This window comes from Variovorax raffinosi (assembly GCF_051216615.1).
In the GTDB taxonomy this organism is placed as follows: domain Bacteria; phylum Pseudomonadota; class Gammaproteobacteria; order Burkholderiales; family Burkholderiaceae_C; genus Variovorax.
This window is the reverse complement of sequence record NZ_JBPJZR010000015.1, coordinates 70,946-83,463: the sequence shown is the minus strand read 5'-3', so window position 1 is coordinate 83,463 and position 12,518 is coordinate 70,946. Positions and strand designations below refer to the sequence as shown.

10 protein-coding genes, 2 tRNA genes and 2 pseudogenes are annotated in these 12,518 nt (G+C 66.8%); 10 read left to right on the top strand and 4 right to left on the bottom strand.

Features of this window, described 5'->3' with window-relative positions; translation table 11 throughout:
- Positions 1–14: 14 nt before the first annotated feature.
- On the bottom strand, positions 15–935 hold the full coding sequence (locus tag ACSFB7_RS32120) for a LysR substrate-binding domain-containing protein (protein WP_435476384.1): 921 nt from the start codon (positions 933–935) through the stop codon (positions 15–17).
- A 107-nt stretch (positions 936–1,042) separates the two neighbouring features.
- Between ACSFB7_RS32120 and ACSFB7_RS32115 the strand changes: the two genes are divergently transcribed.
- Genes ACSFB7_RS32115 through ACSFB7_RS32095 form a run of 5 tightly spaced genes read left to right on the top strand, consistent with a single transcriptional unit; the run spans position 1,043 to position 6,112 of the window.
- Positions 1,043–1,876 (top strand): HpcH/HpaI aldolase family protein, encoded by an 834-nt coding sequence (locus tag ACSFB7_RS32115; RefSeq protein WP_435476383.1) that lies wholly within the window; start codon positions 1,043–1,045, stop codon positions 1,874–1,876.
- A complete protein-coding gene (locus tag ACSFB7_RS32110; protein ID WP_435476382.1) occupies positions 1,860–2,858 on the top strand; it encodes a Bug family tripartite tricarboxylate transporter substrate binding protein in 999 nt (332 codons plus the stop codon). Before ACSFB7_RS32115 ends, ACSFB7_RS32110 begins: the two co-directional genes overlap by 17 nt.
- A 50-nt stretch (positions 2,859–2,908) precedes the next feature.
- Entirely contained in the window at positions 2,909–3,802 is an 894-nt protein-coding gene (locus tag ACSFB7_RS32105) for an amidohydrolase family protein (RefSeq protein ID WP_435476381.1), read from the top strand.
- A 31-nt stretch (positions 3,803–3,833) separates the two neighbouring features.
- Entirely contained in the window at positions 3,834–4,928 is a 1,095-nt protein-coding gene (locus ACSFB7_RS32100; RefSeq protein ID WP_435476380.1) for a hypothetical protein, read from the top strand.
- Positions 4,925–6,112, top strand: coding sequence for a DUF5624 domain-containing protein (locus tag ACSFB7_RS32095; RefSeq protein WP_435476379.1), 1,188 nt, complete (start codon positions 4,925–4,927; stop codon positions 6,110–6,112). The genes ACSFB7_RS32100 and ACSFB7_RS32095 overlap by 4 nt, the downstream gene beginning before the upstream one ends.
- Positions 6,113–6,157: 45 nt before the next feature.
- Here ACSFB7_RS32095 and ACSFB7_RS32090 read toward each other — a convergent pair whose 3' ends face one another.
- Together ACSFB7_RS32090 and ACSFB7_RS32085 are read right to left on the bottom strand one after the other, a co-directional pair.
- The gene (locus tag ACSFB7_RS32090) at positions 6,158–7,177 is read right to left on the bottom strand and encodes a porin (protein ID WP_435476378.1); all 1,020 of its coding nucleotides are present in this window, start codon (positions 7,175–7,177) and stop codon (positions 6,158–6,160) included.
- Between the two features lie 166 nt (positions 7,178–7,343).
- Positions 7,344–8,315 (bottom strand): Bug family tripartite tricarboxylate transporter substrate binding protein, encoded by a 972-nt coding sequence (locus ACSFB7_RS32085; protein WP_435476377.1) that lies wholly within the window; start codon positions 8,313–8,315, stop codon positions 7,344–7,346.
- 254 nt (positions 8,316–8,569) lie between these two features.
- Here ACSFB7_RS32085 and ACSFB7_RS32080 point away from each other — a divergent pair.
- The 5 genes and pseudogenes from ACSFB7_RS32080 to greB all read left to right on the top strand — a co-directional run.
- Positions 8,570–8,707, top strand: a pseudogene (locus tag ACSFB7_RS32080) (helix-turn-helix domain-containing protein); the annotation flags it as partial.
- A pseudogene (locus tag ACSFB7_RS32075) lies at positions 8,703–9,243 on the top strand (enoyl-CoA hydratase-related protein); the annotation flags it as partial. The pseudogenes ACSFB7_RS32080 and ACSFB7_RS32075, both read left to right, overlap by 5 nt.
- Before the next feature lie 44 nt (positions 9,244–9,287).
- Positions 9,288–9,364: transfer RNA gene (locus ACSFB7_RS32070), tRNA-Arg, on the top strand.
- Positions 9,365–9,481: 117 nt separating this feature from the next.
- Positions 9,482–9,558 (top strand) — tRNA-Arg (locus tag ACSFB7_RS32065).
- A gap of 57 nt (positions 9,559–9,615) precedes the next feature.
- Positions 9,616–10,194: a transcription elongation factor GreB gene (gene greB / locus ACSFB7_RS32060; protein WP_435476376.1), complete on the top strand. Its 579-nt coding sequence runs from the start codon at positions 9,616–9,618 to the stop codon at positions 10,192–10,194.
- Positions 10,195–10,209: 15 nt separating this feature from the next.
- Here greB and ACSFB7_RS32055 read toward each other — a convergent pair whose 3' ends face one another.
- Complete coding sequence (locus tag ACSFB7_RS32055) at positions 10,210–12,465, bottom strand: RelA/SpoT family protein (protein ID WP_435476375.1); 2,256 nt, start codon at positions 12,463–12,465, stop codon at positions 10,210–10,212.
- Between the last annotated feature and the right edge of the window lie 53 nt (positions 12,466–12,518).

Here is a 12,518-nt window from a genome sequence, read left to right as displayed (position 1 = left end):
GCTGACCTGACCGGTCAGGGCTTCTTGCGGCCCACCGGCGTGTGGGCCGTGGGCGTGGTGCGCAGCAATCGCAGCAGGCTGTCCAGGTGGGGGTTGGCATCGGCATCGCGGTAGCCGAGGTAGAGGCTCGACACCGCGTCCTTGTCGAGGATGCGGCTGTACAGCACGCCTTCGAGCTGTATGCACTGCGTGTCGCTCGGCACGATCGCCACGCCGAAGCCCGCGGCCACCAGCCCGATCATGGTCGAGGCTTCGCGCGTCTCGTGCATCACCGCGGGCCGGAAGCCCGCCTTGGCGCACAGCTCCTGCACCTTCCAGTAGAGCCCGATGCCGGCGTCGCGCGGGTAGACGATCAGCGGCACGTCTTTCAGCTCGCGCACGTGGATGCCCTTGCCGCGCGTGAGCACGTGCTGCTGCGGCATGGCCGCGACCAGCGGCGCCGAATACCACTCCTCGATGGTCACGCCCATCGGAATGCTCACGTTCGGCTTGCGCAGGATGCCCAGGTCGAGCTCGCGCGCGTGGATGGCGTCGAGCTGGTGCATCGAGGCCATTTCCTGCAGCCGCAGTTCGACGGCGGGGTAGTCCGCGCGGTAGTTGCGAATGGCGGCCGGCAGCCCCGCCGTGAGCACCGACGACGCGGTGAAGCCCAGGTTGAGCTTGCCCACCTCGCCGGCGGCCGCGCTCTGGACCTCGTCCTTCGCGCTTTGCACCGACGCGAGGATGGTGCGTGCCCGGTCCAGGAAGTGCCGCCCCGCCTGCGTGAGGTACACGCGGCGCTTGTCGCGCTCGAAGAGCTGCACGCCCAGTTCTTCTTCCAGCCCGCGGATCTGCGTGCTCAGCGGCGGTTGCGCCATGTAGAGGCGCTCGGCCGCGCGGGTGAAGTTGAGTTCTTCCGCCACGGCGACGAAGTAACGCAGGTGTCGAAGTTCCACGATATCTCCAGAGTATCGAACGCCATCCGAATCCGGTATTTCCGGATATGAGGGTCATTCTCTAGCATCCGCCTACACCTGCACAACAAGAGACAAGGAAGACCCGCATGGCGCAAGACACGGCTTCGGCCGCATCCACCAACCTCGTCGTGAGCCGCCTGCTGCAGCGCCTGCCAGTGGCCGCGCTCGGCGTCCGCTGCTCGCGCACGCCGGACATCGCGCGCATCGCCAAGGCCAGCGGCCACCATGCGATCTGGGTGGACCTGGAGCACAGCAGCATCGCCATCGACGCGGCCGCGCAGATCTGCGCCGCCGCGCTCGACATCGGCCTGATGCCCTTCGTGCGCGTGCCCGAGCGCGAGTACGGCGTGATCGGCCGGCTGCTCGACGGCGGCGCGGGCGGCATCATCGCGCCGCGCATCGAGACCGTGGCGCAGGCCGAAGACCTGGTGGCCGCCTGCCGTTTTCCGCCGCTGGGCCATCGCTCGGCCATCGGCACGCTGCCGCACGTGGGTTATCGCAAGATGAGCGCGCCGGACTTCAACGCGGCCATGAACCGGGCCACGGCGCTGAAGGTGCTGATCGAAAGTCCGCTCGGCATCGAGAACATCGAAGGCATCGCCGCCGTGCCGGGCATCGACATCGTGGGCATCGGCACCAACGACCTGAGCGCCGAACTGGGCGTGGCCGGCGACTTCAGGCATCCACGGGTGCGCGCGGCGCACGACGCCGCATTGACCGCCTGCCTGCGCGTGGGCAAGCCGCTCGCCATCGGCGGCATCGCCGATGCGGCCTACTCGGCCGAACTGGTGCACCGCGGTGCGGCGCCGTTCCTCATGACCGGCATCGACACCGACCTGCTGCTGGCCGCAATGCACGAGTGGGTTGCGAAGGCGCTGAGTTCGGTCGGTGTGGAGAACGGCGATGCGGTCGTGCGCTGAAGAAGCCCTGCGCCGCGCCGGTGCCGTGCTGGTGCTGCTGCTCGGCGTGCTCCTGTCGGGCCCGGTGCCCGCGCAGGTCGCGCAAGGGGCGACGACCCTTGTGGTGCCGACGCCGCCGGGTGGCCCGATCGATCGTGTCGCGCGCGTCGTGGCGCAGGGCTTGTCTTCCGTGCTGGGCGAGGCGGTCGTGGTCGAGAACAAGGGCGGGGCGGCCGGCAAGATCGGCGTGCAGGCGGCGCTGCGGGCCGCACGCGACGGCCGCACGCTGATCGCGGTTTCGCCCTCCATCGCATCGGTCAATCCGGTGGTCGACAAGGCGGCGGGCTATGACCCGCTGAAGGACTTCGACCCGCTCGGCATCGTCGCCTTCAACGACGGCGTGCTCGCGGTGCGCGCGGACCTGCCCGTGACCGACATGCCGGGGCTCGTGGCCTATGCGAAGGCGCATCCCGGCGCGCTGACCTATGCCTCCTTCGGCGTCGGCACCAGCCTGCACCTGCAGACGGAAGAGCTGCTGCGCACGCTCGGCATCACCGCGCGGCACGTGCCCTACAAGGGCGAGGCGCAGGCGATGAACGCATTGATTGCGGGCGAGGTCGACATGATGGCCTACGTCACCTCGCCCATCGTGCCCTTCGTGGCGAACGGGCGCGCGCGGGCGCTGGCCGCCACCTCATCGAGCCGCTGGGCGGCGTTGCCCGCGGTGCCGAGCTTTGCGGAGACCGGCATCAACGCGCTGCGCAACTACACCTACCGCTCCTGGGTCGGAATCGTGTTGCCGGCCGGTGTGCCGGCGGCTGCGCGGCAACGGGTTGCCACGGCGCTGCGCGAGGTGCTGGCCCGGCCCGAGACACGCAAGGCGCTCGAAGCGCAGGGCTTCGCGCCGGTCGCACCCGACGGCGATGCGATGCACCGCACCATCGCCGCCGAACTCGAGCGCAACCGCCGGCTGATTGCCGCCGGCGGCATCTCGCTCGACTGAGCCTTCATCGGGCTCTCTTTCATTTCTTTCATCTTCTTTTCTTCGACACCATGAGTTCACAGATCCTCACCTCCAAACCCATGCGCGCGGCCGACACGCTGGCGCGCCCCACCTTCGTCGTGCCCGCGGGCGCCTGCGATGCCCATGTGCATGTGTTCGAAAGCGAAGACCGCTACCCGCACGTGGACCATCCGCACTACACCTTGCCCGATGGTCCGCTCACCAAGCTCGATGCCATGTGCGACTCGCTGGGCCTGTCCCGCTACGTGATCGTGCAGCCCAGCTTCTATGGCACCGACAACCGCTGCATGCTCGATGCGCTCGACCGCGCGGGCGAGCGTGCACGCGGCGTGGCGATGGTCGAAGAGACCATCACCGAGGCCGCACTGCAGGCCATGCACCGCCGCGGCGTGCGCGCGCTGCGGCTCGACCTGTTCCTGCGCTCGGGCCTGCCGACCGCCGAGCTGGTGCAGTACATCCAGCGCTGCGTGCGCATGACGAAAGCGCTCGGCTGGCATCTGCAGTTCTACACACCGGGCTGGGTGGTGCGCGACCTGATTCCCTACCTGGGCGACATCGAGGCCGACTTCGTCATCGACCACATGGGCTACATGCTCGAAAGCGACGGCCTCACGCGGCAAGACTTCGACCAGTTGCTGAAGGTGCTGGCCGACGGGAGCGGCTGGATGAAGCTCTCGGGCCCTTACCGCGTGGCCAAGGACGGCAACTACGAGAAGCTGCGCCCGCTCGCGCATGCGATCGTCGAAGCGCTGCCCACACGCACCATCTGGGGCAGCGACTGGCCGCACATTCCCGAGGGCGGGCGCGACACCGGCGAGCTGCTGAACCTGCTCGCGCACTGGGTGCCCGACGCGCGGGCCCGCCAGCGCATCCTCGTGGACAACCCCGCGCGGCTGTTCGGCTTTGCGCCGCTTTCGCAGTAAGGTGCGCATGCACGACACACGGGACACACCCATGAAGAGCATCCAGGACCTCGACACCTCCGGGGCGCGCGCCACGGAAACCTTCGTTCACGGCGGTACGCGCTACCTCGTGGTTCCCCAACTCGCCGTCGACGTACCGGGGCAGCCCGCGATGATCACGGTGGGCGACAGCGACATCGATGCACTGGTCTACCGCTGGCAGGGCGAAGGCTTCGTGCCGCACGCGCGGCTGCCTGTGCCGGGCGGCGAGGACGCCGAGTTCTTCGAGATCGACGGCCGTGCCTTCCTGGCCACCGCGAGCCTGAAGTCGGGCACCGGTCCCTACGAACTCAATGTGCACTCGACCATCTTCGAGCTGAAGGGCGGCGCGTTCACCGAATTCCAGCGCGTGCCGACCTTCGCGGCCAAGCAGTGGAAGCACTTCGCCATCGGAAAGCGGCACTTTCTGGCGCTCGCACAGGGCGTGACGATGGAGGGCAGCCAGCCTCGCCATCCCTCGAAGTCGGTGCTCTATGAATGGAACGGCGAGCGCTTCGCCGAGTTCCAGCAAGTCGAATCGGCGTGGGGCTACAACTTCGCGTTCTTCGAGATCGGCGGACAGCGCTTCCTGGCGTATGCAGACCACGTGGCGCCGTCGCGCATCCTGCGCTGGAGTGGTGAGCGCTTCGAAGACTTCCAGTTGCTCGACGGCAAGACCGGCCGCGCCTTCCAGTTCTTCGAGGCCGAAGGCCAGGCGTGGCTGGCCTTTGCCTGCCTGCATGACGACACCGTGCTGCTGCGATGGGACGGCGACCGCTTCGTTGCGCACCAGACGCTCAGCGGGCCGGGTGGCCGCGAGTTCGTCTGGCATGAAGATGCAAACGGCGGCGAGCTGATCCAGATCAACTTCCTGCTCGGCAGCCGCGAGGCACCCATCACTGCGCTGACCTCGGTGGGCTACCGTTTTGTTGACGGCCAACTGGTGCCGCAGCGCGAGTTCCCGACCTTCGGCGGCACCGATGCCTGTGTCTTCGACGAAGGCGGCCAGCGCTACCTCGTGGTGGCCAACAGCCTGGGCGCGGACATCCGCTTTCGCACGCCCAGCAAGGTGTATCGCCTCGAAGCGAAGGCAGGAGCCAGGCCATGACGAACCCGAACTTTCAAAGCCCCGAGTTCATCCGCCTGTTCGAGACCTACACCGCGAGTGCCGACAGCATCGGCGCGAAGCTGACCCGCGCCACGGCCGAGGCGGCGCCCGATGGCGCGCTGATCGTTGCCACCGCGGCGGACTTCCTCCTCTTCCCCGGCCGTGGGCGCCCGCCCGAGGTCGAGGGCTACCGGCTCACGACGCGCGGCTTCAAGGAGCTGGCGGCGGTGTCGCACTTCGGCCCCGCGCTCGCTTCGCTGGTGCGGCTGCGCGAGATCGAGCCTGAAGGCACGCTGTGGCGCTCCGAGGCCGAACGCCTGCTGGCCGTGACGGTGGCCGCGCGCGAGGCCAACAGCGTGGCCCTGTGGCGCGACGAGATCGCGGTGCCGGCCTATCGCGGCCGCGAGGTGGCCATCGCGAACATGGTGCAGTACGCCTGCGAACTCACCGAGCGCTGCATCCGGCGCGCGCTGGCCGCGCCCGAGACCTTCACCGCCGAGGACCTGCGCACGCAATGCCTCGAAGCCACGGGCAGCGAAGCCGGCGCCACGGTGCCGATGAACAAGGTGATGATCGCGACCTTCTTTCTCGTCGGGCTGGACACCGGGCACCGCGTGATCGGCTGGTTCGATCGCCACGACATCGATTGGCCGAACGCGATGGTGCTGATCGTCGGCAAGCAGGGCCGGCCCACGGCGGGCGTGACATGGAGCACCAACGCGGTGTGCTCGATGGTCCTGGCCTCGTCGCGCCATGCGCTCCCCCTGGAGCGCGTGTACATCGCGCCGCATGCGCCGGCGCCGACCTTCTCGTACCCCGTCGACACGCAGGCCGTGGCGGCGCACGAGATGCCGATGCGCAAGCTCTGGTGGGCCACGCGGGCGATGAGCGACCTGGGGCCGATGATGTACGAGGGCTACCCGCGCTTCGCACCCGGACGCGGCGGCCGGCCCGTGCTGCAGCCCGACACCACCGAGGTCAGCGAGATGCCGGCGATCGGCGGCCCCGACGACTGGCGTGCCCTGAACACCCGCATGCGCGTGATTCTCGAAGACCCGCGCCAACTGCTGGCCGGCTGCGTGACCGACTACGCGGCGGACCAACTGCAGGCCAACGGCAACGATCCGAGCAAGGCCGTCGTGCCCGGCCTCGACGGCACCGACTACCCCGCGTATTTCTCCTGAAAGCCGGGTGCGCGAGGCACTCGGCATCGCCGGGCCTTGCCGGCTTCAGAAGTTGTGCGAGATCCCGATCTGGAGGCCGCGGGAGTTCGCGCCCGTCTCCGGATCTTTCAGCGCATCGGTCACCACATAGCTGGCGTTGCCCCGGTTGCGGATCTTCGACCAGGTGCCATAGAGCGCGGTGCGCTTGCTGAGCCAATGGACATAGCCGATGGCCAACTGGGTTGCGTCGTCGGCGTCCACGCCTGGCCCCGAGCGGTTCGAGCGTGCGACCGATGCCTTGATCACGCCCGCGCCGACCGGCACGCTGACGCCCAGCAGCAGGTTGGTCTGCTTGTCCTGCGGGGCCTTCTGCATCAGGTAGTTCGCGTACAGCCTGGCGGGGCCGAAGTCGTAGCTGCCGCCGAGGCTCGCGTTGCGGTAGTACCGGTCTTCGATGGGTGTCTGGCCGTAGCTGGCTGCGATGTCGAGCGGGCCCGATGCATAGCCCAGGCGCGCGCCGTAGTACTTCATTCCCTTCTGGCCTTCCGGCATGGCAACCATGAACTGGCCATACACACCGCCCAGGTTGCGCGGCAGGAAATAGCCGACCGAGTTGTTGGCGCGCGCCAGTGTCCTGGCGCCGCCCAGGCCGAAAGGCCAGCCCTCGACGATGTTGCTGGAGCCGCCGACGCCCACAGTGCCGAAAGGAGAGAACTGCGAAATGTTCCAGAAGCTCGGCGTGTAGTCGCGGCCCAGGCGAAGCTCGCCGAAGGTGTTGTGCGAGAGGCTCAGCGTGGAGCGCCGATGCCAGCCAAGGCCCTGGAACTCGCCGGTGTCGGGCAGTGTCGCCGCCTCCAGCCAGAAGCCGGCGGCAAGGCCGCCGCCCAGGTCCTCGGTGCCGCGAAATCCCAGGCGGCTGGGGAAGATGTTGCCACCCTGGTCCATGGAAGTCACCGAGCGGCTGCCGGACTTCGCGGAGGTGATGTTGAGGTCGACCGTGCCGAAGACCGACACGGTGGACTGTGCGAGCGCATGGCCTTGCAGGCCCATGCAGCCTGCGGCGATCAAGAGGGCGGGGCGGATCATGGTTCTTGTCTCCTGGTTGTAAAAATGGCGTGCGCCGTCCCGCGGCCCTTGCGCTGTGCAAGGGTCGTGGATGCGTGACGGCAGTGGAATGCGTGGGGGGCGCGCCAAGGGCGCGCGGCTGTCTCAGGCGGCAGCGGGAAGGCGGTGGCGGGCGAGCAGCCCGCCGTCAGTCAAGGCGCAAGCCCTTGGCCTTGATCAGCCGGCCCATGGTCTGGGCCTCGCGTTCGATGATGGCGCGGGTGTCGTTGGAGTTCGTCGACATCGGCTCGAGGCCGGCATCGGCAATCTGCCGCGCCATCTGCGGCGAACGCGTGACCGTGTTGATCGCCTGGTTCAGGCGCTCGACGATGGCGTCGGGCGTGCGCGCGGGCACCCAGAAGCCCAGCCAGGTCGAGACTTCGAAACCGGGAAAGCGCTCGGCAACCGTCGGCACGTCGGGCAGTGCCGCGCTGCGCTGGCCGCCGGTATAGGCCAGGGCCTTCACCCGGCCCGCCTTGATGTTGGGCAATGCCGAGATCGGGGGCTCGAAGCCCAGCATCACCTGTCCACCGATCACGTCGGGCATGGCGCCCTGCTTGTAGGGAACGTGCAGCATCTCGATGGACGCGGCCTCCTGCAGCAGCTCGAACCCCAGGTGAGAGGTGCTGCCAGAGCCATAGGAGGCGAAGCTCACATGGCCCGGCTGGCGCCTGGCCAGCGCGACCAGCTCGTCCGTGTTGCGTGCTGGCACTGCGTTGTTCGCCACGATGAAGGAGCCGCCTTTGAGCGCCTGCGTCACCGGCACCAGGTCTTCCTTCGGGTTGTAGGGAAGCTTGGAGAGCAGGAACGGCGTCATGGTGAAGGGATTGCTCGTCGAGAACAGCACGGTGTAGCCGTCGGGCGTTGCCTTGGCCACCGCGTCGGTGCCGATGGTCGCCAGCGCGCCCGGCTTGTTCTCCACGATCACGGGCACCTTCAGCAGCCGCGAGAGCTGCTCCGCATAGCTGCGCGCGAAGATGTCGGAGCCCACGCCGGCGGGCGTCGGCGTCACGATCTTGATGGGTCGCTGGGGCCAGGGCGCGCCTTGTGCGAACGCAGTGCCCATGCTGCATTCAAGGGCGGCGGCCCACACCAGAACCAGAGTGGTGATCCTCTTCATATGTCTCGTCTCCTGATAGTTATGGGCGCATCCTAGGGAGGCGGCGTCATATCTGGAAATACTCATTCGAGATGTATTTCTATACCTTCTTCGTATTGTTGTGGGGGTACGCGATGCTCGGTCGTTGCGGGTGCCGGTGTACGCTCGGCCGCTTCCTTGCCCCATCCTGCCAGCGCCGTATCGCACCGCATCACACGGCTGGCAGACTCATCATGAAGCCCGGCATGCGCTCGCCGTGCCATTGAATGCCCCGCATGAAGCTCGACTCCACCACCGTCCAACTGGTCCTGTGCATCGCCGAGGAAGGCAGCATCTCGCGGGCCGCCGACAGGCTGAACCTGGCCGTGGCCGCTGCATCGAAACGTGTGACCGACCTGGAATCGCAACAAGGACTTTCGCGAGGTCCGCGACGGTGTCGCCTATGAGGCCTTCGTGGAGCGTGTCATCGATGCGGTCGAGCGCATCGCAGTGCCTACTGTGGCGGTAGTTGACGGGTGGGCGGTGGGTGGGGGGCTTGCTCTGGCGACGGCTTGCGATTTCCGGATCTGCAGCGAGGCATCGCGTTTCGGTGCGCCCATTGCGAAGACGCTGTCCAACGACCTTGTCGTCGCGAAACATCGCGCGGCTGCAAGCCGCTCTGGGCGTGCCGCGCGTCAAAAGGATGCTGATGCTCGCCGACTGCATGACGGCACAGGAAGCGCTGGGCTGCGGCTATGTGCATGCGGTATGTGCCCCGGGCGAGTTGGATGCCGCCGCCCACGCGCTGGCACAGCGGCTCATGGCGTTGTCGCCGGTTACGCACAAGGCCGTCAAGGAGAGCATCCGCCGCATCGTCGTCGAGCAGCGGCTGGACGACGACGACCTGATCGAGCAGGTGTATGGCAGCCAGGCGTTTCGCGACGGGGTGGCCGCCTTCATCGGCCGGTGACTGTTTCAGCCCGTCGCGCGCAAGATGCTATAATCGTAGGCTTAGCGGCTGTAGCTCAGTTGGATAGAGTACTTGGCTACGAACCAAGGGGTCGTGGGTTCAATTCCTGCCAGCCGCACCACCTCACGAAAATGCCCGAAGGACTTGTCCTTCGGGCATTTTTCTTTTGTGCCCGCCCATCTATTCAACCCGCCAGGTTGAAGAAGGTCGAAAAAAGCGGGCTATAATTGCAAGCTGTGCGGCTGTAGCTCAGTTGGATAGAGTACTTGGCTACGAACCAAGGGGTCGTGGGTTCAATTCCTGCCAGCCGCACCACTACAAGGAAAGCCCGCAACGAAAGTTGCGGGCTTTTTTCATTTGGAGGGTTCTGCGTTGAGCAAGGCATTCACCAAGGAAACCGACAACGACGGGGACGACGACGGCGCAGATGGCGGCGCCTTGCCTGCATTGCCCGCGGGCAGCAAGAACTACATCACCCCGGAAGGCTACGTCCGGCTGCGCGACGAATTGCTGCAGTTGATGGACGAGGAGCGCCCCAAGGTCGTCGAGGCCGTGCATTGGGCGGCCAAGAATGGCGACCGCTCCGAGAACGGCGACTACCTCTACGGCAAGAAGCGCCTGCGAGAGATCGACCGGCGTATCCGCTTTCTCACCAAGCGGCTTGAAATTGCCGAAATCACCGACCCGTCGGTGCATCACGGCCGCGACCAAGTGTTCTTCGGCGCCACGGTTCGCTATGTGGACGAGACCGGCGACGAGCGAAGCGTCACGATCCTCGGCATCGACGAAGCCGAAAGCGCCAAGGCGCAAGTCAGCTGGATTTCGCCGATCGCGCGGGCGCTGCTCAAGTCGCGTGAAGGCGATGTGGTGAAGCTGGTGACGCCCGGCGGCACGCACGAAGTCGAGATTCTTTCGGTGAGCTATCCAGCGCCACGTCCGGCTGCGGCATAGCGCGCCGCGGCTCGCTCAGGGGGCGGGAATCGTCCTTGCCGCGGTCAGCACCGACGCGGTTCGCCGCGCGGCACGCAACACGGCATCCAGATGCGTGCGGTCCCGCACGGCAATCACGAAGCGCAGGTCGGTCGAATCCTGCGGCGTTTCGTCCGCCATTTCCACGTGCGTGATGTCGGCTTCCGCGTCGGCCAGCGTGGCGGCGACCCGCGCCAGCACGCCCTTGTCGTTGCGCACAGTGATCACCACGCCGGTCTCGAAGGCGCGCGTGGGTTCGTCCGCCCACTCGACGGCGAAGAAGCGCTCGCTGTCCTTGTTGCGCAGGCGCTGGCCCACGCCGCAATCCTCGGTGTGAACAACGAGGCCTTCGCCGTGTCCGAGGTAGCCGACGATCTGGTCGCCGGGAATGGGGCGGCAGCACAGCGCAAAACGAACCGATGAGTTTTCGCTGCCATCGAGCGTGACCGCGCCTTGCGATACGGTTTCGTGCGAGATGAAGCGCTCGCGGCTCAGCAGCAGCGCATCGGGCCGTTCGCCCAGCTCGGAAAGCAGCGCCATCAGCCGCTTGGCGACGATGCTTGCGATGCGCTTGCCCAGGCCGATGTCGGTCAGCAGTTCGGAGCGGGTGCGGTTGCCGGTGAAGCGCAGCAGCTTTTCCCACAGCGACTGATGTTCTTCGTCTTCCTCGGGCAGCTTGCCGAGGCCTTCGGCGCGCAGCGCCTGTGCCAGCAGTTTTTCGCCAAGGCCTTCGGATTCGGCATGCGCCAAGGTCTTCAGGTAGTGGCGGATCTTTGAGCGCGCCCGGCCGGTTCGCACGAACCCGAGCCAGGCCGGATTGGGTGTCGATACCGGTGCGGTGATCACTTCGACCACGTCGCCGTTCTTCAGTTCGGTGCGCAGCGGCACCTGGTCGCCGTTGATGCGCGCGGCCGAGGTGTGGTCGCCGATGTTGCTGTGGATCGCGTAGGCGAAGTCGACCACGGTGGCGCCGCGCGGCAGCGCCATGATCTGGCTCTTGGGCGTGAAGACGTACACCGCATCGGGAAACAGGTCGACCTTGACGTGGTCCCAGAACTCGGCGGCGTCGCGTGTTTCGTCCTGGATGTCGAGCAGCGACTGCAGCCACTTGGTGCCCAGCCTGTCGTTGCTTGCCGCGTTCGGCTCGGCGGCCTTGTAGAGCCAGTGCGCTGCCACGCCGGATTCGGCCACCACGTGCATCGCCTCGGTCCGCAATTGGAACTCGACGCTCACGCCGGCCGGGCCCACCAGCGTGGTGTGCAGCGACTGGTAGCCGTTGAGCTTGGAGATGGCGATGTGATCCTTGAACTTGCCCGGCAGCGGCTTGTACATCTGGTGAAGGATGCCCAGGCCGGTGTAGCAGGCGATCACGTTCGGCACGATCAGGCGGAAGCCGTAGATGTCGGTCACCTGGGCAAAGCTCAGGTGCTTTTCTTCCATCTTGCGGTAGATGGAATAGAGCGTTTTCTCGCGCCCCGCGATCCGCAGCGTCATGCCGGCGGCCGAGAAGGCCGTCTCGACCTCTTTCTGCACCTTCTGGATCAGGTCGCGGCGTCGCCCGCGCGCCTTGGCCACGGCCTTGGACAGCGTGGCGTAGCGCCAGGGCTTGAGGTGCCGGAACGACAGCTCCTGCAACTCGCGGTAGGTCTGGTTCAGCCCGAGCCGGTGCGCGATGGGGGCGTAGATCTCGAGCGTTTCGCGCGAAATGCGAGCCCATTTTTCACGCGGCGCATCGGCCAGCGTGCGCATGTTGTGCGTACGGTCGGCCAGCTTGACGAGGATGACGCGCACGTCGCGCGCCATGGCCAGCAGCATCTTGCGGAACGACTCGGCCTGGTTTTCTTCGCGGGTGTTGAACTGCAGCTTGTCGAGCTTGGTGAGCCCGTCGACCAGTTCGGCGACCGGTGCGCCGAAGCGCTCGATCAGTTCGGGTTTGGTGACGCCGCAATCTTCGATCGCGTCGTGGAGCAGCGCGGCCATCAGCGCCTGCGCATCGAGCTTCCATTCGGCGCATTGCGCCGCCACGGCGATCGGGTGGGTGATGTACGGCTCGCCGCTGTTGCGCAACTGGCCCAGGTGGGCTTCGTCGGCGAAGCGGTAGGCGCGGCGAACCAGTTCGGTGTCTTCGGGACTCAGGTAGTCGAGGCGCGCCGTCAATGCCGCAAAGCTTGCGGCGGCCGCGTTCAGCGCCGCCGGACTCGGCTTCGGCGTGCCCGTCGGGGCATGGGACTGATGTTTGGCGACCGCGCTCATGGCTACCACTTTAGCGTGACCGCTCTATAGACGCGTCCAGACATAAAAAAAGC

What these genes read in the sequence shown, in the direction of transcription:
- ACSFB7_RS32115 (WP_435476383.1), top strand. Translation starts at nt 1,043, where the DNA reads ATGGCGCAAGACACGGCTTCGGCCGCATCCACCAACCTCGTCGTGAGC.
- ACSFB7_RS32110 (WP_435476382.1), top strand. Translation starts at nt 1,860, where the DNA reads ATGCGGTCGTGCGCTGAAGAAGCCCTGCGCCGCGCCGGTGCCGTGCTG.
- ACSFB7_RS32105 (WP_435476381.1), top strand. Translation starts at nt 2,909, where the DNA reads ATGAGTTCACAGATCCTCACCTCCAAACCCATGCGCGCGGCCGACACG.
- ACSFB7_RS32100 (WP_435476380.1), top strand. Translation starts at nt 3,834, where the DNA reads ATGAAGAGCATCCAGGACCTCGACACCTCCGGGGCGCGCGCCACGGAA.
- ACSFB7_RS32095 (WP_435476379.1), top strand. Translation starts at nt 4,925, where the DNA reads ATGACGAACCCGAACTTTCAAAGCCCCGAGTTCATCCGCCTGTTCGAG.
- ACSFB7_RS32090 (WP_435476378.1), bottom strand. Translation starts at nt 7,177, where the DNA reads ATGATCCGCCCCGCCCTCTTGATCGCCGCAGGCTGCATGGGCCTGCAA.
- ACSFB7_RS32085 (WP_435476377.1), bottom strand. Translation starts at nt 8,315, where the DNA reads ATGAAGAGGATCACCACTCTGGTTCTGGTGTGGGCCGCCGCCCTTGAA.
- ACSFB7_RS32055 (WP_435476375.1), bottom strand. Translation starts at nt 12,465, where the DNA reads ATGAGCGCGGTCGCCAAACATCAGTCCCATGCCCCGACGGGCACGCCG.